Source organism: Pantoea nemavictus (assembly GCF_037479095.1).
Classification (GTDB): Bacteria; Pseudomonadota; Gammaproteobacteria; order Enterobacterales; family Enterobacteriaceae; genus Pantoea; species Pantoea nemavictus.
On the sequence record NZ_JBBGZW010000001.1, the window covers coordinates 3,238,466 to 3,258,853 of the forward strand.

At 56.6% G+C, this 20,388-nt stretch carries 20 protein-coding genes; 6 read left to right on the plus strand and 14 right to left on the minus strand.

Annotated elements, in window-relative coordinates:
* Positions 1-13: 13 nt before the first annotated feature.
* On the minus strand, positions 14-445 hold the full coding sequence (locus WH298_RS14785) for a multidrug/biocide efflux PACE transporter (RefSeq protein WP_007886887.1): 432 nt from the start codon (positions 443-445) through the stop codon (positions 14-16).
* Between the two features lie 90 nt (positions 446-535).
* Here WH298_RS14785 and WH298_RS14790 point away from each other — a divergent pair, with 90 nt between their 5' ends.
* The gene (locus WH298_RS14790; RefSeq protein WP_007886886.1) at positions 536-1,405 is read left to right on the plus strand and encodes a LysR family transcriptional regulator; all 870 of its coding nucleotides are present in this window, start codon (positions 536-538) and stop codon (positions 1,403-1,405) included.
* Here WH298_RS14790 and ybaK read toward each other — a convergent pair.
* A complete protein-coding gene (gene ybaK, locus WH298_RS14795; protein ID WP_007886885.1) occupies positions 1,402-1,881 on the minus strand; it encodes a Cys-tRNA(Pro)/Cys-tRNA(Cys) deacylase YbaK in 480 nt (159 codons plus the stop codon). The genes WH298_RS14790 and ybaK overlap by 4 nt on opposite strands.
* Before the next feature lie 488 nt (positions 1,882-2,369).
* Here ybaK and WH298_RS14800 point away from each other — a divergent pair, with 488 nt between their 5' ends.
* Positions 2,370-3,353 carry an IS110 family RNA-guided transposase gene (locus tag WH298_RS14800; RefSeq protein ID WP_180823190.1) on the plus strand — a complete coding sequence of 328 codons (984 nt, stop codon included), beginning with the start codon at positions 2,370-2,372 and terminating at the stop codon, positions 3,351-3,353.
* Positions 3,354-3,387: 34 nt separating this feature from the next.
* On the opposite strand, the gene WH298_RS14805 is transcribed toward WH298_RS14800, so the two are convergent.
* On the minus strand, positions 3,388-4,188 hold the full coding sequence (locus WH298_RS14805; protein WP_180823191.1) for a TraB/GumN family protein: 801 nt from the start codon (positions 4,186-4,188) through the stop codon (positions 3,388-3,390).
* Positions 4,189-4,261: 73 nt separating this feature from the next.
* The gene (copA, locus tag WH298_RS14810; protein WP_180823192.1) at positions 4,262-6,781 is read right to left on the minus strand and encodes a copper-exporting P-type ATPase CopA; all 2,520 of its coding nucleotides are present in this window, start codon (positions 6,779-6,781) and stop codon (positions 4,262-4,264) included.
* Positions 6,782-6,870: 89 nt separating this feature from the next.
* On the opposite strand from copA, the gene cueR reads away from it, so the two are divergent.
* A complete protein-coding gene (gene cueR, locus WH298_RS14815) occupies positions 6,871-7,299 on the plus strand; it encodes a Cu(I)-responsive transcriptional regulator (RefSeq protein ID WP_180823193.1) in 429 nt (142 codons plus the stop codon).
* Here cueR and WH298_RS14820 read toward each other — a convergent pair.
* The 6 genes from WH298_RS14820 to tesA all read right to left on the minus strand — a co-directional run bounded on the left by WH298_RS14820 (position 7,296) and on the right by tesA (position 12,510).
* On the minus strand, positions 7,296-8,159 hold the full coding sequence (locus WH298_RS14820) for a hypothetical protein (protein ID WP_180823194.1): 864 nt from the start codon (positions 8,157-8,159) through the stop codon (positions 7,296-7,298). The two genes, cueR and WH298_RS14820, sit on opposite strands and share 4 nt — an antisense overlap.
* 282 nt (positions 8,160-8,441) lie before the next feature.
* Positions 8,442-8,660, minus strand: coding sequence for an RNA polymerase sigma factor sigma-70 region 4 domain-containing protein (locus WH298_RS14825; protein WP_180823195.1), 219 nt, complete (start codon positions 8,658-8,660; stop codon positions 8,442-8,444).
* A 125-nt stretch (positions 8,661-8,785) separates the two neighbouring features.
* The gene (locus WH298_RS14830; protein WP_180823196.1) at positions 8,786-9,658 is read right to left on the minus strand and encodes a hypothetical protein; all 873 of its coding nucleotides are present in this window, start codon (positions 9,656-9,658) and stop codon (positions 8,786-8,788) included.
* Between the two features lie 486 nt (positions 9,659-10,144).
* Positions 10,145-10,999, minus strand: coding sequence for a thioredoxin family protein (locus tag WH298_RS14835; RefSeq protein WP_180823197.1), 855 nt, complete (start codon positions 10,997-10,999; stop codon positions 10,145-10,147).
* A 79-nt stretch (positions 11,000-11,078) separates the two neighbouring features.
* Complete coding sequence (locus tag WH298_RS14840) at positions 11,079-11,852, minus strand: SDR family oxidoreductase (protein ID WP_180823198.1); 774 nt, start codon at positions 11,850-11,852, stop codon at positions 11,079-11,081.
* 31 nt (positions 11,853-11,883) lie between these two features.
* On the minus strand, positions 11,884-12,510 hold the full coding sequence (tesA, locus tag WH298_RS14845; RefSeq protein ID WP_180823199.1) for a multifunctional acyl-CoA thioesterase I/protease I/lysophospholipase L1: 627 nt from the start codon (positions 12,508-12,510) through the stop codon (positions 11,884-11,886).
* On the opposite strand from tesA, the gene ybbA reads away from it, so the two are divergent.
* Together ybbA and ybbP are read left to right on the plus strand one after the other, a co-directional pair.
* Complete coding sequence (gene ybbA, locus WH298_RS14850) at positions 12,478-13,164, plus strand: putative ABC transporter ATP-binding protein YbbA (protein ID WP_180823200.1); 687 nt, start codon at positions 12,478-12,480, stop codon at positions 13,162-13,164. The two genes, tesA and ybbA, sit on opposite strands and share 33 nt — an antisense overlap.
* On the plus strand, positions 13,161-15,578 hold the full coding sequence (gene ybbP / locus WH298_RS14855; RefSeq protein WP_180823201.1) for a putative ABC transporter permease subunit YbbP: 2,418 nt from the start codon (positions 13,161-13,163) through the stop codon (positions 15,576-15,578). Before ybbA ends, ybbP begins: the two co-directional genes overlap by 4 nt.
* A gap of 121 nt (positions 15,579-15,699) precedes the next feature.
* On the opposite strand, the gene purK is transcribed toward ybbP, so the two are convergent.
* The 4 genes from purK to ppiB form a co-directional block, all read right to left on the minus strand.
* Entirely contained in the window at positions 15,700-16,764 is a 1,065-nt protein-coding gene (purK, locus tag WH298_RS14860) for a 5-(carboxyamino)imidazole ribonucleotide synthase (protein WP_180823202.1), read from the minus strand.
* The gene (purE, locus tag WH298_RS14865) at positions 16,761-17,270 is read right to left on the minus strand and encodes a 5-(carboxyamino)imidazole ribonucleotide mutase (protein ID WP_180823203.1); all 510 of its coding nucleotides are present in this window, start codon (positions 17,268-17,270) and stop codon (positions 16,761-16,763) included. Before purE ends, purK begins: the two co-directional genes overlap by 4 nt.
* A gap of 131 nt (positions 17,271-17,401) precedes the next feature.
* Positions 17,402-18,118, minus strand: coding sequence for a UDP-2,3-diacylglucosamine diphosphatase (locus WH298_RS14870; RefSeq protein WP_180823204.1), 717 nt, complete (start codon positions 18,116-18,118; stop codon positions 17,402-17,404).
* Positions 18,118-18,612 carry a peptidylprolyl isomerase B gene (ppiB, locus tag WH298_RS14875; protein ID WP_049850842.1) on the minus strand — a complete coding sequence of 165 codons (495 nt, stop codon included), beginning with the start codon at positions 18,610-18,612 and terminating at the stop codon, positions 18,118-18,120. The genes WH298_RS14870 and ppiB overlap by 1 nt, the downstream gene beginning before the upstream one ends.
* 371 nt (positions 18,613-18,983) lie before the next feature.
* Here ppiB and cysS point away from each other — a divergent pair, with 371 nt between their 5' ends.
* Entirely contained in the window at positions 18,984-20,369 is a 1,386-nt protein-coding gene (gene cysS, locus WH298_RS14880; RefSeq protein ID WP_180823205.1) for a cysteine--tRNA ligase, read from the plus strand.
* Positions 20,370-20,388 lie beyond the last annotated feature (19 nt).

Sequence of the window (20,388 nt, forward strand, 5' to 3'; positions counted from 1 at the left end):
TTTCAGAGAGGCATCAAGCCTGACAGGATTTCTGCGTCACCCAACGGTGGCGCAATTTATCCCACACCCAGTTGTAGAGCATGGTATAGGGCAGGAAGAACAGAAAGAACGCCACTTCCAGCACGAAGGCTTCCAGCAGCGAAATATTCAGCATCCAGGCGGCAATCGGCAAGCCGATCAGGATAAAACCACCTTCAAAGCCCAGCGCGTGCATAGCGCGCAGACCGAAGCCGCGTTTAACCTGCGGCGGCCAGATGCGATCAAAACCGGTGTTATAGATCATGTTCCACAGCATGGCGACGGTCGACAGCATGATCGCCAGCGCGCCCATCTGAAACAGCGGTTTCTCCATGATCCAGGCAGCCAGCGGCGCAACGGTGATAAGTGCCAACCCTTCAAAGCCTGCGGCATGACAAAAACGTTCTTTCAGCGAACGGGTACGCATAGAAACCTCCTGATTAGTGATGTCGCGTATTTTCGCACCCTAAAATGCTAAGATAAAATGATCACCTATCGATAAAAGCGATGGTTCACCATGAAGTACTCCCCGGAATCTCTTGAAGCTTTTGTGCAAACCGTCGCCAGCGGATCGTTTTCAGCGGCAGCGCGCGCGTTGGCAAAAAGCCAGTCCACCATCAGCAGCGCGGTAGCTAATCTGGAAGATGATCTGGGCTTCACGCTGTTTGATCGCAGCGGACGCCAGCCGGTGCTCACCGAACATGGACAGCGTGCGTTTGCGCAGGTGCAGCAGATTCTGGCCGCCAGCCAGCGGCTGGATGAGCTGGCGGTGCGCCTGTCGCAGGGAGTTGAGCCGCGCCTTAGCCTGGCGATCTCTGATTTCTGGCAGGCCGATCATCATCAAAATTTGCTCAATCGTTTTGATCAACGTTATCCGGATATCGAGTTCGAGTGCATGATCGCGGAGGATGCGGATGCTTTAGATCTGTTGCAGGCCGGTCGTGTGCATCTCGGCGTGGTACGGGCGCAGCCACAGTTGCCGCCGGATTTGGCGGTGGCGCGCCTGCAGGTTGGCGCGCAGATGGCGATCTATCTGCATCAGGATCATGCCTTGTCGCAGTTGCAGCAGGTGAGTGAAGGGCAGTTAGGTGAGCTGCGGCATCTACGGCTCAACACGTGGGTGCAAAATCGTGAGCCGCTGCCCGCCGGACGCGTGTGGTCAGCGCCATCCTATCTGTTACTGCTGGAGATGGCGGAGCAGGGTTTCGGCTGGAGCGTGTTGCCGCGCTGGCTGGTGGAGCAGTTTGGTCATCAGGTGCTGAAAGAGCTGCCGGTGCCGGGCTGGCCACAGCGTATTGCGGTAGATGTGGTGTGGTCACGACGCAATCCACCGGGGCCGGCCGGGCGCTGGATGATCGATCAACTCTGCGCCCAGCAGCCCGATTAATCGCGTCTGGCGACATCGGCCAGCGGCGCATCCAGCAGGCGCGACAAATCCTGCGCCGCCAGTTCGATATCCAGCCCGCGTTTGCCGCCAGAGATGAAAATGGTGGCGAACTCCGCCGCCTGCCGATCGATCACCGTTGGCAGACGTTTTTTCTGTCCCAGCGGGCTAATGCCGCCCACCAGATAACCGGTTACGCGCTGTGCCAGCTGCGGATCGGCCATATCGGCTTTCTTGGCGCCCAGCGCTTTGGCGACCTTTTTTAGGTCCAGCTGAGTTGAGACCGGCGTCACCGCCACGGCCAGCGCTTTGGCATCGCCATTGAGCGACACCAGCAAAGTTTTGAACACCTGGCGCGCATCAAGATTGAGCTTACGCACCGCTTCATCACCAAAATGAGTTTCATGGCTGTCGTGGTCATACGGATGCAGGGTAAAGGTGACGTTTTGTTTTTCCAGAAGTTTTACCGCGGGCGTCATGATCGCTCCTTGTTAGGAATATTCTTATTTCAGTTTTGATGGAAAAACAGTGGCGAAATTCTGAACTTTGCGCGAGAATTGGCCCGCGCCAGCAAGAGATTGCTGGTGATAACCAAAATCATAAACAAATTCCTCTTTGACGGGCCAATATTATTATTGGCCTTCTTTTTTTCTGAATTTTTCCATTGTTATCACTCGCACATACTTGTAGCGGCGCGATTTATCGCGCGCTTTTCAGCGACATTCGTAAGCTCAAATGAGCGCAATAAATTGCGCCGCTTGTATCTTGAATGTGTTGCTGGTTAGCTACCAGCAACATGAAACGGAGGCAGCTTTTTGCGCCGCTTAAGACCCGATCTTGCTTCGTAGCTTTAAGCCCTCCGTTTCTCCTTTCACGCCAGCAACTACTCTGAACGGTAACCAGAAGCTCTGACTTCGTATGTACAAGGCTAGATGGCGTGATGGTTTAAGTGAAAGGGAGATATCCGATGTTCTGTCTTGGTATTGATGTCAGCAAAAACAAACTCGACCTCTGCCTGTTCCCCGGCAACGGCAAAAAGAAAACGAAATCCATCAAAAATCAGGTCGGCGTAGAACGTGACATCTGCGACTGGCTCCAGAAGCAGAAGTGCCCGCCAGAGCAGGTGATGGTGGTGATGGAAGCGACCAGCGTCTATCACGAAAACGTCGCTTACGGGCTGCACGGGAACCCGCCCGTGACGGTCTGTATCGGCAATCCGCAACGGGTCAGGGAGTTTGCCCGCGGAATGGGTATCCTGACCAAAAATGACGCGGTCGACGCCTGGGTGCTGGCCCGTTACGGCGAGCTGAAACAGCCCGATGCCTGGGTTCCGCCGCCACCGGAAGTCCGCAAGCTGAAAGACCTGCTGCGTCTGCGTGACGCCATCGTTGAAGATGTGCAGCGCGCGACGAACAGGCTCGAGAAGGCGAACTCAACCCAGACGGCGGGCGAGGTGACCGACTCGCTTGAAAGAACAAAAAAATCGCATGAAAAGGAGCTGAAGCGAATAAACGCGCTGATTGACGACCACATGGATAAGAATGATGGTCTGAAAGATGATCTTAAGCTGCTGGAGTCGATAAAAGGTATCGGCGGCGTAGTGGGAACGACCATGCTGTCGGTGCTGCGTACGTGCCAGTTCCGCAATGCGGGTCAGGTAGCGGCGTGGCTGGGCGTGGTGCCGGTCGAGAAGACGTCAGGCAGTTCGGTGAGAGGGCTGGCCCGGATGTCGAAAACCGGTCCCGCCGACGTGAGAGCGAAGCTGTATATGGCCGCGATAGTAGCGGCAAGGTGGAATCGCCCCGTAAGAGCGCTGTATGAAAGGCTGATGGCGAAGGGCAAGCCAGCCAAAGTGGCGCTGGGAGCGGTGATGCGCAAACTGGTCCATCTCTGCTTCGGTGTGCTTAAAACACGAGAGCCGTGGAACGAAAACTACGTAGCTACCGCTTGACGTTCAAGACGGTAGCTACGGATAGGTGCAGAATTTATTTCTTCAGCAACCCCGGCAAATTATCGTCGCCATACAGATGCAGCGCGCCCACCGCCACCACATATCGCCCTTTAGGTAATGCCAGCAACAGTTCGCGCCAGTGCTGATTACGATTACGCATCAGCGTGTCGTTAAGCTCGCTGCTAAAAGTGCTGGGCAACGCCACCGGTTGCGGCGTTGGCGGCGCATCCAGCCACCAGCTAATCATGGTTTGCAGCAGACGTGCGTTGGTATGCCAATGCTCAAGCGTATCCAGCAACAGCGGCAAACCATCTTGCGGCAGCGATTTCAGCAGGGCGATCTGGGTTTCCGGACCTTCCAGTTCAATAATGCGTTTATTCGCCGCTTTTGCCGCCTGCAACAGCTGATAATCGATGCCAAACTGCGGACGTAAGCCGAGTCGCTGCGCCTGTTGTGCCTGTAACATCAACGCGATTTGCCAGAACGGCAGCGTGTCGAACACGCTCAGTGAAAGTGACAGCTCATCACACAGGGCTTGCAGCCGTTGCAGCACGTCAGCTGCAAGGCGCATTGCCAGCGGTGGATGCGCATCATCGTTGCTAAACGGCGATGCGCCTTGCGTGATATCGGCTTCAACAATCAGCGCGTCGGCTTTATTAAGCTGACGCAGCAAACCGGCGGGCAGCGGCTGCATGTCGCGCGTGCCCATATGAATGCTGCCCGCCAGATGCAGGCGTCGGTCACCCAGCTGAATATCCATGGCCGGCCAGCTGTAACTGGCCGGGAAAAGGGTCGCGATCCGTTGTTGGATGCTGTGCCACAGACCGTGTCTCATTCCCTGTCCTGTCCTTTTTAATGCAAAAATCCATGCTAGCGATTTCATCCACGGAAGAACAGGGCTGGAGTGGCTATTCCCGCTGCGCGGGCTTGAAGCGCAGCAAACGGTTAGCGTTACTCACCACGGTAATTGACGATAGCGCCATCGCTGCACCCGCCACAATTGGGCTCAGCAGCAGGCCGGTAAACGGATAGAGCACGCCCGCGGCAATCGGAATGCCCAAGCTGTTGTAAATGAAGGCGCCTAATAGGTTCTGACGCATATTGCGCAGCGTGGCGCTGGCTATCGACAACGCATCGGCGACGCAGTGCAGATCGTTGCGCATCAGCGTAATTGCTGCGGTTTCAACCGCCACATCGCTGCCGCCGCCCATCGCGATACCGACATCTGCCTGCGCCAGCGCCGGTGCATCATTAATGCCGTCGCCCACCATCACCACTTTGCGACCTTGCTGCTGCAGTTGAATAATGGCCTGCGCTTTGCCCTCCGGCAGTACGCCGGCAATCACTTCATCAATTCCGGCTTCGGCGGCAATTGCCTGCGCGGTTTTCTGGTGATCGCCGGTCAACATAATCAAGCGATAACCCAGCTGATGCAGACGCTGCAGCGCCTCTTTGCTCTCCGGACGTAGGCTGTCACGCAGCGCGATTAATCCCAGTAGCTGATGACTATCGGCCAGCAGCACCGGCGTAGCGCCTTGTGCGGCAAAGTGCTCGATATCCGCTTGCGCGGCGCGGTAATCAATCTGATGTGCATCCAGCAGCGCCTGATTACCCAGCAGCAGCGTTCTGTCGTCAACTTTAGCGCTGATGCCTTTGCCACGTATTGTACGAAATTGCTTAACCGCTTCGCCGCTGACATCAGGCGCGGCAGCGAGAATTGCTTTAGCCAGCGGATGGCTGGATCCATGCTCCATCTGCGCCGCCGCGCTGAGCACCTGCTGGCGATTCCAGTCGCTGTAAAGCAACACATCGCTGACCTGCGGCGTGCCGCGCGTCAGGGTGCCGGTTTTATCGAACACGATGGTATCGACTTCGCTGGCACGTTGCAGCGCATCGGCGTCACGCACCAGCACGCCCAGTTCTGCCGCGCGTCCCACGCCAGCAATCACCGACATCGGCGTGGCTAAACCCAATGCGCAAGGACAGGCGATGATCAGCACCGTAGTGACAATCACTAGGGTATAAGCCAGCTGCGGCTGCGGACCAACCAGATACCAAATCAGGCCGCTCAGCAGCGCAATCGCGACCACCACCGGGACAAAAACGGCGGAGATGCGATCGGCCAGACGCCCGATGTCAGGCTTGCTGCTTTGCGCCTGTCGCACCAGATTAATGATGCGCGACAGCGTGGTATGGCTGCCGGTGGCGCGCGCGACAAAGTGCAGCGTGCCGTCTTGCACTAGCGTACCGGCAAAGATTTTGTCGCCCGACTGTTTGGCCTGCGGTACGGCTTCGCCGGTCAGCATGGCTTCATCAAACCAGGCTTCGCCGTTGACGACGTCACCATCTACCGGCACGCGATCGCCGGTCACCAGTTTAAGCGTCATGCCCGGCTGAACCTCGCTCAGCGGCAGCAATGTTTCACCGTGATCGCTGACGACGCGCGCCTGCGCGGGCGTTAAATCCAGCAGACGTTCCAGTGCTTTTGAGGCACGCTGGCGTGCGCGCTGCTCCAGCGCGTGGCCAAGATTGATTAAGCCCACGATCATCACGCTGGCTTCAAAATAGAGATGGCGTGCCTGATGCGGAAAGAATTCTGGCCATAGTGCCACACTCATTGAATAGAGCCACGCTGCACCGGTTCCCAGCGCCACCAGCGTATCCATGGTGGCGGTGCCGTGACGCAAACTGCGCCACGCGCTGCGATAGAAATGGCCACCGGCAATCAGCATCACCAGCAAGGTGATCACGCCCAGCGTGCGCCACAGCGTTTGGTTATCGGCGCTCAGCATCATGTTGTCGCCGAGCATGCCCCAAATCATCATCGGCACGCCGAGCAGCAAGGCCAGCGCTGATTGCCAGCTAAAGCGCCGCATGGCTTGCCGTGCGCTGACCTGCTGGCGTTCGCGCCGCGTTTGTTCATCATCGATCACTTCGGCGGAATAGCCCGCCTGATCGACCGCGCTAACCAGCGCGTCGGCTGGTGCATCGCCGAGGATCAGCGCGCTGCGCTCGCCGAGATTGACGCGTGCCTGGCTGACGCCGGGCACGTTTTGTAGCGCCTGCTCCACGCGACTCACGCAGCTGGCGCAGCTCATGCCGCCAATCAGTAAGTGATGCACGGGAAGATCTTTGGTAAGCGATTCTGCCGGTTGCGACTCCGTTGTCAGCGCCTCCGGCGGCGGCTCTGTAGCTGTCAACGGTTTAGGCTTTGGGCTGGCTGCGCCGTCTTTCAGCACCGCGTGATAACCGGCTTGTTCCACCGTGGCGATCAGATCGCTGGCACTGGCGGCGCCAGTTACGCGCGCTTCTTCCTGCGTGACGTCGGCCTGTTCGACATCGCTGCGCTGCTCCAGCGCTTCTTTTACGCGTTTAACACAGTGGCCACAGGACAAGCCGTCCAACGCCAGCAGTTGAGTATGTGACATGTTTTACTCCTCAGGTTTTGACTGCATGCAAAATTTGCATTAGAGATGTACCCTAAACCTTCCATTCAGGGGAAGGTCAAGAGGTGAATATGAACATCAGCGATGTGGCAAAAAAAACCGGACTCACCAGCAAAGCGATTCGTTTCTATGAAGAGAAAGGCGTGGTGACGCCGCCATCACGCAGTGATAATGGTTATCGCTATTACGCGGCGCATCATATTGATGAACTGAATCTGCTGCGTCAGGCGCGTCAGGTGGGGTTTACGCTGGAAGAGTGTCGGGAACTGGTGACGCTGTTCAACAATCCTGCACGGCACAGCGCGGATGTTAAAGCGCGCACCTTGCAGAAAGCCGATGAGATTGCCGCACATATCGAAGAGTTACACGTAATGCGTGCGCGCTTGCTGGAACTGGCAGAAGCCTGCCCGGGCGATGACAGCGCGGAGTGCCCAATCATCAATCACCTGGCGGGATGCTGCCATCACGCGGATGGCAAGCGCGACTCAGGGAAAAATTAAAGCGGGTAGGCAAAAGAGAAATCACGAATAAAGGCGCCATTCGCAGCGGCTATCGCTTTCACCATCTCGGCATAATAGTTTTCAACACCGATTTCATGCACCGCGGCGATCATCGGTTTAAGACGATCACAATAGATGTCTGGATTGAGCGAAGATGCGCGGTTTACATTGGGAACGTTCTCGCCACAAATGGCCTGATAATAGGTGCGTGTTGCACCTTTCACTTCGGCTGAAACGGCTTTCATATCGTCTTCAGCGGTAAGGATTTGCAGCGTCGGAATTTGATGCGCATCGATGGCGTTCTGCAGGCGATCAACAAACTGCTTAAAGAACTCAATTGAACCCAGGTCCATGACGCGCGGCGCGGTAGTGCGGCTCTGTGTGTTGCCAAGCGGTTTGCTGTGCTCTTTATGCGAATTAGCTGTTGTGGATGAAGATAATTTTTTCAGATCGAGATCAAACAGCAGATCCGCCAGCTCGCGGCGCTGTGCCAGATCCATATCCTTAATCTCTTTTACCAGATGGGCGACCTCATCTGACTTGTACTGGAAGTTCTGTAGCCAGATAGACCAGTACTCATTTTTCGCAACGAACCAGGCAGGTCGATTATCTGCGGAGTAACGCTTAATCTTCGCGCTTTTTTTGTCATATTCGATCGCTGTTCCATCGGCAAACTGGAACTGGCAACCGGCGAATAACGGATTCACGTCAACTTCCGCGCCTTGCTTTACCCACTCTTCAACCTCACTTGACATAAGGTAGGTGAGAGGAGGCTTATCATTTTGGACACACTCAACCAGAGATTTTAAGTCAGGGATTTTACGTTTGAAATTATACCCATAGTAAATAAAGCGTTTCATGGCTGGCTATCCCTTTAACAGTGTGCAGGTGAATTTACCACATTGTTAGAAGCTTATCTTAACGACGTCGTATCAGTTTGTTCAAAGTGTGTTCTATGTCCTCAAAAATAGCCCCTTCCTCATAAAGCAAGGCTGCCGCTTGTTCAATCTCGCGATCGGTTGGCTTATATTCCCGAATGAATCTCGCATGTGAAATGACTAACTCGGGTGATTCCGCACAGATATCGATTTTGTAGAGCGCTATCAGACAGGAAACAATATGTTCTCTCAATGCGCACATCCCTACTGACAGTGAAACTTAGCGAAAACAACATTCTGATAGGCTAATGCTGCTGCATTTTTCGCCCTAAGCGGGTGAAACGCCGAGTCTTGCTTAGCCTCGCGGATCAATTGGCGTATATAGGGTTGCGAGAGGCCAAATTCCTGCGCGATATCTGCCGCTGTATTTCCTGCCACATGTGCCATATAGATTTGCTGATTGCGTTGTGTGTGATCTGACATCTAAAGTTCCCCGATAGTCTTTAGCTTATTCAAAGTGAGAGTTAAGTTAATACTGAGTGTTGTGGTCTTGTTTTATACGCTGAGAAAAGGGCCATCAGACGACAGCCCCGTGAAACACTTTGCTGTTAGTAATGGAAACCACCGCCTTGATGACCGCCACCCGCAGCAGCATGGGCACCATTACCGAAGCCATGCGCTTCGGCGCTGTGTGTTCCTTCGGAATTGCTACCACCATTGCCATGATCATTGTTCGCATGGCCATGCATCGCCCGTCCATTTGCCCCACCTTTCAGCGGATTACGCTCAAAGGCAGCGATGTGTGGCACCGCAACTTGTAAAGAAGGAGTCACCGCAGCCAGCTCCGCCGCTGTGGTGGTGGTGCTGACACCGTTAACCGTCAGGCTAACCGGTGTCTTAGCTGGCAGACTTGCCGCACTTACGTTGATTGAACCCACCATCATTTGCTGGCGCTGCATCTCGCCGAGCTTGTAGCTAGTGGCGCTGATCTGCGGAGCCTGGGCAGGAGCAACACCCATCATCATTTGCTGGCGTTGCATCTCACCGAGCCTGTAGCTGGTGGCGCTGAGCTGTTTAGCCTGACGATCGGCATCGGCCTGACGGGCGTCAGCCAGGGCTACCGCCATGTCCGAGTTTTTGCGGACGTTGACTTGATGCGGCAGGTTATAACCACCCGCTACGGCGCCGGCTAACTGATTCCTGGCACCAGCCATTTGTGCATTGGCATTGGCCCGGGCGGTCGCGGCTTGGCTCATGGCATCACGATCCACTTGCATAGCCTCAACGCCTTTCAGGCCACTACCTTGGTGAGTGAAGCGTCCAGCATAAGCTGCGGCAACGCGTGCATCCGCAGCAGACTGCATGCGGCTGGCATGGCTTACCGCCTCCTGACCACGACTGATGGCAGCCGTATCGGCTAAAGCAGAAAGCGAAGAAGAAGTAACAACAACAGCGACCAGAGTTTTAGTAAAATTTCCCATGATTAGTTTCCTGGAAGTTAGATTGAACTTTGTCTTAAGTTTTTACTTAATTCTTAATGGTGCGGATATTACGCTCGCTAAAAACTGCGGCAACACTTATTTTGCGCAGCGCATTAAGTTTTGAGTTATCTCTATGAAACTAAATGTAAACTTTTTTAGTGTTGGTGTAGTTTGTTGTGGTGCTATTAAGTGTTGGGTTTGTTTGTGCGTTGAAGTTTGATGTTTATGTTTTCAGGTTTGGGAGCATTAAGGGGGAGATGATGAAAGCGAGTGATGAAATGCTGGGAGGATATCAATGATTTGCAATGCTAGTAGGGTGAGGCGAATCAGGCCGCGCATCGTTAGACCGTGCAGCTTGAGTGAATACGGGAAAGTAAGGTTACCAGGAAGGGGGAATTACAGGACGAACAGCGTAAGCACTGCGATAACCTGCCGCAGATTGATTATCGGGCCGAGTCGTTCGGCCCGTTTAACGCGCGGTACCGATCAGTACAGCAGCGAGTAAAGCTGGCGGCGATAGCGGGCGGCGAGGGTATCGCCAGTGCCGAGTGCGGCCAAAATCTCCTGGAACATCTTGCGCACCTGGCCATCACCCGCACTGAGATCGCTTTTCAGGAAACCGAACAACAGCTCTAACGCTTCTTCGTTGCGGCCAACCTGATGCAGCTGTAAGGCAAGTTTTGCCGCCAGCTCGGCATTCGCTGCATCGCCGGCCAGTTGCTCCTGCAACAGCTGAATTTCAGGCGTATCGGCGGCCTGTTTCAGCAGCTCGATTTGCGAGATCAGGCTTTGATAGCGCGTGTCCTGATCCTGCAACGGTACCTTATCCAACACCGTTTCCGCTTCGTCGCTGCGATTAAGGGTGATCAGCACTTCCGCCAGCAGCAAACCGATTTCGCTGTTTTGATTGCTCAGCTGCCAGGCATCTTTCAGCAGCGGCAGGGCGTCAAGCGGTTTGCCTTCGTGCATCAGCTGCATGGCTTGCTGCGCCTTTACTTCTTCTTCACGCGGCAACACCTTTTGCAGCAGGGCGCGAATCGCCTCTTCAGGTTGCGGGCCCTGGAAGCCGTCCACCGGCTGACCGTTCTGGAAAAGATAAACGGTTGGGATGGAACGCAGACCAAACTGCGAGGCCACCATCTGCTCTTTATCACAATCCAGCTTCGCCAAAATAAACTGACCGGCATACTCCTGCGCCAGGCGATCCAGCACCGGCGTCAATTCCTGACAATGCTGACTGCGTTCGGACCAGAAATAGAACAGCACCGGCAGCTGCATCGACTGCTCTAAGGTCTGTTGCAGATTGGATTCGTTGATGTCGATAATCAAAGCGTGTGACATGAATACGTCTCTTTGCAGAAAGTGTGTTGAGGATATGGGGGCAAGCTGCCCAGGTTCAAGCTCGATTCTGACTTGCAGCTTAGTTGCTGCGTAAAATGCGATCCAGTATCCAACCTGGCAGCAGGCGTTTCAGCAGGCTCATCGCCCAGGCGACCAGCGTCACCGGATAACGCAGACGCGGATGTTTGCTCTCTAACGCGTGACGCAGTTTCGGCAGAATCGCTTCCGGCGGCAGAGTAAAACGCGCGGCGATACCGGGATTGCGCACCGGTTTATCCTGTTCACCCTGATGCACGTTATCGGTGAAACGCGTGCTGATGGGGCCCGGCTCGAGCAAGCTGACGCGCACGCCAGACTCGCGCACTTCAAGACGTAGCGCATCGCTCCAGGCTTCCAGCGCCCATTTGCTGGCGGCATACGCGCCACGGCCTGGCGTAGAGATCAATCCCAGCACCGAACTGGTATTGACGATGCGGCCATTGCCGCTGGCCTGCAGCGCCGGTAGCAGGCGCATCGTCAGTTGATGGGTGCCAAACAGGTTGGTGGAAAACTGCTTTTCCAGCTGCTGACGCGACACGCTGCTGAGCGGCCCATATTGACCAAAACCGCCGTTATTAAACAGCGCGTGCAGGCGATGCTCGGTGAGCTCCAGCACGCGGTCGGCGGCGGCATCGACGCTGGCGGCATCATCGAGATCCAGCTGCACGCCAATAAATCCCAGCGCTTCCATGCGCGCCACATCGTCCGCGCGGCGACAAGCGGCCAGCACGCGATAGCCGCGTGATAAAAGATCGTTAGCGGCGACCAAACCAATGCCGCTGGAGCAGCCGGTGATGAGAATTGTTTTTTGCATTTCTTTACCCGTTAAAAATCACACGCCTGCATTAATCATGCTTTACTAGCGGAGCCAGTTCGGTCGCCATCAGGTTGGCGATAAACGGCTGAGCATCCGGATTGGGGTGAATTCCATCCTGCTGCATCCACTCCGGCTTCAGGTAGACCTGCTCCATAAAGAAGGGCACCAGAGGAATGTCGTACTGCTGTGCCAGGCGCGGATAGATAGCGCTAAACGCCTCCGTATAACGACGCCCATAATTGGCGGGCAGACGAATCTGCATCAGCAGCGGCTGCGCTTTAGCGGCTTTCACTTCGTCGATCACTTTGGTCAGATCGTCAGCGATGTTCTGCGGTGGAAAGCCGCGCAGGCCATCGTTACCGCCCAATTCGATTAACACCCAGCGGGGCTGATGCTGTTTTAATAGGCTCGGTAAACGCGCCAGCCCTTGCCCTGCGGTATCACCGCTGATGCTGGCGTTGACGACTTTGGGCTGCTGTTGCCACTCTTTATTCAGCAAACTTGGCCACGCCGCCGTAGCCGACATGCGATACCCGGCGCTCAGGCTGTCGCCCAACACCAGCAACGTGTCGGCGGCGGCAAATCGGGACACCAGCAGAAGCAATAACAACAGGAAGGGATAATGCCAGCGGAAAACATTGTTGCAGTTCATCATCTTACTAAGTCCGTCGGTCAGGGAGAGCATCAGCTGACCATCCTTACCGGAGTTGAGCTGGTTGTCAAACCAGCTGAGACCATCGCCTTGATTGGCGAGTCCGGCTCGGGCAAGTCCACGCTGCTCGGCATTCTGGCGGGCCTGGACGATGGCAGCAGCGGCGAAGTGCATCTGCTCGGTCAGCCGCTGCACACGATGAATGAGGAGCAACGTGCTGCGCTGCGCGCGCGTGAGGTCGGCTTTGTTTTTCAATCCTTTATGCTGGTGCCAACGCTCAACGCGCTGGAAAATGTGCAGCTGCCCGCGCTGCTGCGCGGCGACAGCGATCGCGAAAGCCGCAGCCAGGCGGTGGAGCTGCTGACGGTGCTGGGCCTGAAAGATCGTCTGCACCATCTGCCTGCGCAACTCTCCGGTGGCGAGCAGCAGCGTGTGGCGTTGGCGCGCGCCTTTAGCGGTCGTCCCGGCCTGCTGTTTGCCGATGAGCCGACGGGCAACCTCGACCGCAAAACCGGCGATCGCATCGCCGATCTACTGTTCTCACTCAACCGCGATTTTGCCACCACGCTGATTTTGGTGACGCACGATGAGCAACTGGCGGCGCGCTGCGACCGCCGCTTGCGGCTGCGTGACGGCAAGCTGTGGGAGGAGACATGATTTGGCGCTGGTTCTGGCGCGAGTGGCGCTCGCCCTCGCTGCTGATTGTCTGGCTGGCGCTGACCTTAGCGGTGGCGTGCGTGCTGGCACTAGGTTCGATCAGCGATCGCATGGAAAAAGGCTTAAGCCAGCAGAGCCGCGACTTTATGGCCGGCGATCGTACGCTGCGCACCACCTCGCCTGCACCGGACGCATGGCTGAATAAAGCGCGCGACGAGGGGCTATCGGTGAGTCGTCAGCTGAGCTTTATGACCATGACGTTCGCCCAAGAGACGCCGCAGTTGGCGGATGTAAAAGCCGTGGATGATGCCTATCCGATGTTTGGCACACTGCAAACCCATCCGCCCGGCTTACGCCCGCAAGCGGGAACGGTGCTGGCCGCGCCGCGTTTGCTGGCGTTGCTGAACCTGAAAGTGGGCGACAACGTAGACGTTGGTGATACCACGCTGCGTATTGCCGGTGAAGTGATTCAGGAGCCGGATGGCGGTTTCAATCCGTTCCAGACCGCGCCGCGTCTGCTGATGAACCTGGCCGACGTGGAGAAAACCGGCGCGGTGCAGCCGGGCAGTCGCCTGAGCTGGCGCTATAAATTCTCCGGCGAACCGGCACCGCTGGCGCGCTACGACAGTTGGATCGAGCCGCAGCTAAAAGCCGATCAGCGCTGGATTAGCGTCGAGAACTCCGAAGATGCGCTAGGCCGATCCATGCAGCGTGCACAGCAATTTTTACTGCTCTCCGCGCTGTTGACGCTGATGCTGGCGATTGCCGCGGTGGCGGTGGCGATGAGCCATTACTGTCGCAGCCGCTACGATTTAGTCGCGGTGCTGAAAACCCTCGGCGCAACGCGCAAGGCGCTACAACGGCTGATCATCGGCCAGTGGCTGGCTGTGCTGCTGCTGGCGGCAATAGTCGGGAGCGCATTAGGGCAAGGGATTGAAGTGATTCTGCTGCTGATGTTGAAACCGGTGCTACCGGGCGCGCTGCCTGCGGCGAGCTTCTGGCCGTGGCTGTGGGCGATTGGCGCGATGTTTGTGATTTCGCTGCTGGTCGGTTTACGTCCTTACCGCTTGCTGATGGCGACGCAACCGCTGCGCGTATTGCGTCGGGATGCCGTGGCCAACGTTTGGCCGCTGCGCTTTTATCTGCCCGCGATGGCGTTGGTAGTGATGGGATTGTTGGCGCTGCTGATGGGCGGCAGCAAAATGCTGTGGGCGCTGCTGGCCGGCGTGGTGATGCTGGCGCTGCTTCTGGCACTTCTCGGTTGGGGCACGCTGCTGCTGCTGCGTAAGCTGGTGGTGCGCAATCTGGCACTGCGCCTGGCGATCAACCGTCTGCTGCGCCAACCGGCGATGACGCTCAGCCAGCTGGCGGCGTTTTCGCTCTCATTCATGCTGCTGGCGCTGCTGCTGGTGATGCGCGGCGATCTGCTCGATCGCTGGCAACAGCAACTGCCGCCGGATAGCCCGAACTATTTCCTGCTGAACATCACCAAAGAGCAGGTGCCACAGGTAAGTGATTTTCTAACCGGGCATCACCTCAAGCTGGAAACGTTCTACCCGATCGTGCGCGCACGTCTGACCGAGCTGAACGGCAAAGAGGCCGATCCGAAGCTGGATAACGCGCTCAATCGCGAGCTCAATCTAACGTGGCAGGCGGAGCGTCCGGATCATAATCCGCTGATTGCCGGCAGCTGGCCGCCAAAAGCCGGTGAAGTCTCAATGGAAGTGGAGCTGGCGGATCGTCTCGGCGTGAAGCTCGGCGATAGCTTAACTTTCAGCGGCGATACCCAGCAGTTCAGCGCCAAAATCACCAGCTTGCGTAAGGTCGATTGGGAAAGTTTGCGTCCGAACTTCTTCTTTATCTTCCCGCCGGGTGCGCTCGATCAACAGCCGCAAACCTGGCTGACCAGCTTCCGCATGGAGAGCAATCCGGCGCTACTGGCGCAGCTTAATCGCGCGTTTCCGACGCTGAGCCTGCTGGATATTGGCAGCATGATGCGCCAAATCGGTCAGGTGCTGACGCAGGTAAGCCAGGCGCTGGAAGTGATGGTGGTGCTGGTCACGGTGTGCGGCGTGCTGCTATTGCTGGCACAGATTCAGGTCGGTATGCGTCAGCGCCGCCAGGAGCTGGTGGTGTATCGCACGCTCGGCGCCAGCAAACGGCTGCTGCGCGGCACGCTGTGGTGCGAGTTTGCGCTGCTTGGCGTGGTGTCGGGGATTGCCGCCGCCCTTGGCGCTGAAGCGGCGCTGTGGGGATTGCAGCGCAAGATCTTTGATTTCCCCTGGCAGCCAGACTGGACCCTGTGGATCGTGTTGCCGATCGGTGGCGCATTGTTGCTCTCATTGTGCGGCGGCTGGTTAGGCGTAAGGTTGTTAAAGGGGAAGGCGCTATTCAGGCGGTTTGAGGCGGCGTGATGTCCTCACTGCGACGCTTTCCCACGCGCGGGAAAGGAAAATGTTAGCTCGATCAATTCCCTCTCCCGCGTGCGGGAGAGGGTTAGTGTGAGGGTGAGGGTGAGGGGACAAAATCCCTGAACTACAACTTTTCCACCGCCCACGCAATCCCGCTTGCATACTCTGCCGGCAGCAGCGGCACCAGCGCATTTAAGGCTTCCGCCAACCGCGCGTGATCGCTATCGGTCAGATTCAGATGCCCCACCTTGCGGCCAGCGCGCACCTCTTTGTCATACCAATGCAGATGCACCAGCGGTTGTTGCAGCCACGCCAGATTCACATCGGTGCCGATCAGGTTCACCATCACCGACGGCGCAAACATCACCGGTTGCGGCAGCGGCAAGCCGAGCACGGCGCGCAGATGCAGCTCAAACTGGCTGATGGACGCGCCATTTTGCGTCCAGTGACCGCTGTTGTGCACGCGCGGGGCCAGTTCGTTGATCAGCAAACCGGCTGGCGTAATGAAACACTCCATCGCCATCACGCCGACGTAGTTCAGCTCATGCATGATGGCGCTGAGCATCGCTTCCGCCTGCTGTTGCTGCGCGGCATCAGCCTGCGGGAAGGCGACGCTGGTGCGCAGAATGCCGTCCTGATGCAGGTTGTGCGTCAGCGGATAAAACACCGTGCTGCCATCATGTCCGCGCGCACCGACCAGCGACACTTCACCGCTGAAGTTAATGCCTTGCTCAACGATGCATTCGCCGTAACACTCATCCGGCAGCGCATCGGTTTCATTGGCGCGCAACCGCCACTGTCCGCGGCCGTCATAGCCGCCGGTACGACGCTTCACAATCGCCAGCTCGCCCAGCGAGCTGAACACCTGCGGCCACTCGGCTTTATCCGCCAGCAGCTGCCACGGCGCGGTGGCGAGGTTTAACTGATCCAGCAGCTGTTTTTGCGTCAGGCGATCGGCCAGACGCGGGAAAATATCGCGATTCACAAACGCCGGATGGCTCGCCAGTTCGCGGGTTAACGCGGTTTCTGGCCAGCGTTCGATCTCGGCGGTAATCACGCTTTCGGCGATCGGTAGCGCAGAGGGTTCTGCATCCAACCCGACCGGATAGACCGCGATGCCGAGCGGTTCACCCGCCTGACGCAGCATGCGGCCTAACTGACCGTTTCCTAATACGCAAACCGGCTTCATGCGTCCTCCCGCGGATCCGGGTTGTTCAGCACTTCATCGGTCTGCGTTTGACGCCAGTTGGCGATGCGCGCGGACAGCGCGCTGTCGTGAATCGCCAGAATCTGCGCCGCCAGCAGGGCAGCGTTGGCGGCACCGGCTTTACCAATTGCCAGCGTTCCCACTGGAATGCCGCGCGGCATCTGCACGATGGAGTAGAGGCTATCGACGCCGCTCAGCGCGGCGCTTTGCACCGGCACGCCCAGCACCGGCACCAGCGTTTTGGCGGCCAGCATGCCCGGCAAGTGGGCGGCACCGCCGGCACCGGCGATAATCACCTGAAAACCGTTGTCGGCGGCGTTTTCCGCAAAGCTGAACAGTTTGTCGGGTGTACGGTGAGCTGAGACCACTTCAACGTGGAAGGGCACATCCAGGCTGTTAAGAATTTCCTCGGCGAACTGCATGGTAGCCCAGTCACTTTTAGAACCCATGACAATGGCGATACGGGCCGGGGTGGCGTTGGATGACATGCGGTCAACTCCTGTGAATATGCAAACGAACCTGGCCGGGCGGGCAGGCGAAGAAGGGCACAGAGAATAGCATGAGATGGCAGCAAGGAAAACGGTTGCGTAGGCGGAAAACGGGCATTTACGCCCGGATGTCAGAAGGGGAATTCGATCAGGCTTACGCCGCTGGCATCAAGCTGAATCATCGAGCCATGCTCATGCCAGGCACCGAGCACCGCGCGCTGAGCGTTTTCGCCGTGCAGCGAGAACTGATGAATCGCCGGGCGATGCGTGTGGCCGTGAATCAGTATCTGCAGCTTGTGGCGTGTCATCGCTTCCTCAACGGCGTGCTGATTGACGTCCATAATGCTGACCGACTTGTGCTGATTGGCCTGTTTGCTGCCATTACGCATGCGCGCGGCAATGCGCATGCGCAGGCGCAGCGGCAGCGCAAGGAACAGACGCTGCAACCAGCGCTGATGCACTTTGGCGCGAAAACGCTGATAACCTTCATCGTCGGTGCACAGGGTGTCGCCGTGCATAATTAATACGCGATGTCTGTACAGCTCCAACACCTGTTCTTCCGGCAGCAGCGTCATGCCAGAAGCCCGCGCGAAGCGTTGACCGAGCAGGAAGTCGCGATTACCGTGAATGAAGAATTTCGGCACCGGCAGCGCCTTGAGCGCCGCAGCAATTTGCTGATGCAGTGGATTGGGATCGTCGTCGCCGATCCAGGCTTCAAACAGATCGCCAAGGATGTAAAGCGCATCGCACGAACGCGCTTCACCCTGCAAAAAATGCAGAAAACCGGCAGTAATTGCCGGTTCTTCATTGCACAGATGCAGATCTGCGATAAACAGCGTGCGCGACATTACTCGCTAACAGTCACTTTCTGGATGACAACGTCTTCAACCGGAACGTCCTGATGCATGCCGCTGCGGCCAGTTTTCACCGCTTTGATTTTCTCAACCACGTCCATGCCTTCAACCACTTCAGCGAACACGCAGTAACCCCAGCCTTGCAGGCTTTCGTCACGGAAATTCAGGAAGTCGTTGTCTGCTACGTTGATAAAGAATTGCGCAGTGGCCGAGTGTGGAGCCTGCGTACGCGCCATCGCCAGCGTACCTTTGGTGTTTTTCAGGCCGTTGTTCGCTTCGTTGCGGATATCGGCTTTGGTGTCTTTCTGCTTCATGCCAGGCTCAAAACCGCCGCCCTGAACCATGAAACCGTTGATTACGCGATGGAAGATAGTGTTATCGTAAAAACCTTCCGCGCAGTATTCCAGGAAGTTCTTCACGGTAGCCGGCGCTTTGTCATCGAAGGTTTTAATTACGATATCGCCATGGTTCGTCTGGAAAGTGACCATTATTTTCTTCCTGTCAGGTTTGTCGTCAGTGTCGTCTGCCGCGCCTGCAAGGCGGCGGGGCATTTTTGTAGACGCTTCTTATATCACAATTTCCAATAACGCGTCAGTAACCGGACGGCAGTTGGCAACCGAGCGATGCACAACTGAGAAAAATACGGCACAATAACCGGCTTGACGTTGGTCAGTTAAGCGATGAAAACAGATCACACAGAGCGCAGACATCGTAGCGGCGCAATTTATTGCGCGATAAATCGCGCCGCTACGGAATGTGCGGTCATTGAATACCATGTTTAACCGATCGGCTGACGCAATAAACAGCTAGATTTTTGATAGTTCTATTCCCGCACACGTAAAACAAACGGAACCGTTCAATGCTAAAGATTTATAACACCCTGAGTCGACAGAAAGAGGAATTCAAACCCATCCATGCCGGTGAAATCGGTATGTACGTGTGTGGTATTACGGTTTACGACCTCTGTCATATCGGCCATGGGCGTACCTTTGTGGCATTCGACGTGGTGGCGCGTTATCTGCGTTACGTGGGCTATCAGCTGAAGTATGTGCGTAACATCACCGATATCGATGACAAAATTATCAAACGTGCCAATCAAAACGGTGAAAGCATTGAAACGCTGACCAACCGCATGATCGCTGAAATGCATAACGATTTCGCCGCACTCGGCATCCTGCCGCCGGATCTGGAGCCGCGCGCCACGCGCCATATCGATGAGATCATCGAGCTGGTCGGCACGCTGATTGAACGTAATCACGCTTACGTCGCTGACAATGGCGATGTGATGTTTGACGTGCTGAGCGACAAAGCTTACGGCGTGCTGTCGCGTCAGGATCTGGAACAGCTGCAGGCCGGTGCGCGCGTCGAAGTGGCGGATGTGAAGCGCAATCCAATGGACTTCGTGCTGTGGAAAATGTCCAAAGCCGACGAACCGGCGTGGAATTCGCCGTGGGGCAACGGCCGTCCAGGCTGGCACATCGAATGTTCGGCGATGAACTGCAAACAGCTCGGCACCCATTTCGACATTCACGGCGGCGGCTCGGATCTGATGTTCCCGCACCATGAAAACGAAGTGGCGCAATCCACCTGCGCGCACGATGGTCCGTATGTGAATTACTGGATGCACTCCGGCATGGTGATGGTTGATCGCGAGAAGATGTCGAAATCGCTGGATAACTTCTTCACCGTGCGCGATGTGTTGCAGCATTACGATGCCGAAACCGTGCGTTACTTTCTGATGTCGGGCCACTATCGCAGCCAGCTCAACTACGGCGAAGATAACCTCAATCAGGCGCGTGCGGCGCTTGAGCGCTTGTACACCGCGCTGCGTCACACCGACGCCAACACCACAGCGGCGGGTGGCGAAGAGTTTGAAGCGCGTTTCCGTACCGCGATGGATGACGACTTCAACACGCCGGAAGCCTATTCGGTGTTGTTCGATATGGCGCGTGAAGTGAATCGCTTGAAAAGCGAAGATAAAGCGGCGGCCGATGCGTTGGCGGCGAAACTGCGCCAGATTGCCAACGTGCTCGGCATTCTGCAGCAGGACCCAGAGCAGTTCCTGCAGAGCGGTGCGCAGGTCAATGACGACGAAGTAGCGGAGATCGAGCATTGGGTGAAAGCCCGTTCCGACGCGCGTGCAGCCAAAGATTGGGCGCAGGCGGATGTGGCGCGCGATAAGCTCAACGAGTTGGGCGTGATCGTTGAGGATGGGCCACAAGGTTCCAGCTGGCGACGCAAATAACCGGAGAGGGCGAGAAATC

Bases quoted from the DNA above. Each gene is read 5' to 3' on its own strand.
- WH298_RS14805 (WP_180823191.1), bottom strand. From the start codon at position 4,188: ATGAGACACGGTCTGTGGCACAGCATCCAACAACGGATCGCGACCCTT.
- copA (WP_180823192.1), bottom strand. From the start codon at position 6,781: ATGTCACATACTCAACTGCTGGCGTTGGACGGCTTGTCCTGTGGCCAC.
- ybaK (WP_007886885.1), bottom strand. From the start codon at position 1,881: ATGACGCCCGCGGTAAAACTTCTGGAAAAACAAAACGTCACCTTTACC.
- ybbP (WP_180823201.1), top strand. From the start codon at position 13,161: ATGATTTGGCGCTGGTTCTGGCGCGAGTGGCGCTCGCCCTCGCTGCTG.
- cysS (WP_180823205.1), top strand. From the start codon at position 18,984: ATGCTAAAGATTTATAACACCCTGAGTCGACAGAAAGAGGAATTCAAA.
- ppiB (WP_049850842.1), bottom strand. From the start codon at position 18,612: ATGGTCACTTTCCAGACGAACCATGGCGATATCGTAATTAAAACCTTC.
- tesA (WP_180823199.1), bottom strand. From the start codon at position 12,510: ATGATGAACTGCAACAATGTTTTCCGCTGGCATTATCCCTTCCTGTTG.
- WH298_RS14840 (WP_180823198.1), bottom strand. From the start codon at position 11,852: ATGCAAAAAACAATTCTCATCACCGGCTGCTCCAGCGGCATTGGTTTG.
- WH298_RS14825 (WP_180823195.1), bottom strand. From the start codon at position 8,660: ATGTCAGATCACACACAACGCAATCAGCAAATCTATATGGCACATGTG.
- purK (WP_180823202.1), bottom strand. From the start codon at position 16,764: ATGAAGCCGGTTTGCGTATTAGGAAACGGTCAGTTAGGCCGCATGCTG.
- WH298_RS14830 (WP_180823196.1), bottom strand. From the start codon at position 9,658: ATGGGAAATTTTACTAAAACTCTGGTCGCTGTTGTTGTTACTTCTTCT.
- WH298_RS14790 (WP_007886886.1), top strand. From the start codon at position 536: ATGAAGTACTCCCCGGAATCTCTTGAAGCTTTTGTGCAAACCGTCGCC.
- WH298_RS14785 (WP_007886887.1), bottom strand. From the start codon at position 445: ATGCGTACCCGTTCGCTGAAAGAACGTTTTTGTCATGCCGCAGGCTTT.
- ybbA (WP_180823200.1), top strand. From the start codon at position 12,478: ATGCCAGCGGAAAACATTGTTGCAGTTCATCATCTTACTAAGTCCGTC.
- purE (WP_180823203.1), bottom strand. From the start codon at position 17,270: ATGTCATCCAACGCCACCCCGGCCCGTATCGCCATTGTCATGGGTTCT.
- WH298_RS14820 (WP_180823194.1), bottom strand. From the start codon at position 8,159: ATGAAACGCTTTATTTACTATGGGTATAATTTCAAACGTAAAATCCCT.
- WH298_RS14870 (WP_180823204.1), bottom strand. From the start codon at position 18,118: ATGTCGCGCACGCTGTTTATCGCAGATCTGCATCTGTGCAATGAAGAA.
- cueR (WP_180823193.1), top strand. From the start codon at position 6,871: ATGAACATCAGCGATGTGGCAAAAAAAACCGGACTCACCAGCAAAGCG.
- WH298_RS14800 (WP_180823190.1), top strand. From the start codon at position 2,370: ATGTTCTGTCTTGGTATTGATGTCAGCAAAAACAAACTCGACCTCTGC.
- WH298_RS14835 (WP_180823197.1), bottom strand. From the start codon at position 10,999: ATGTCACACGCTTTGATTATCGACATCAACGAATCCAATCTGCAACAG.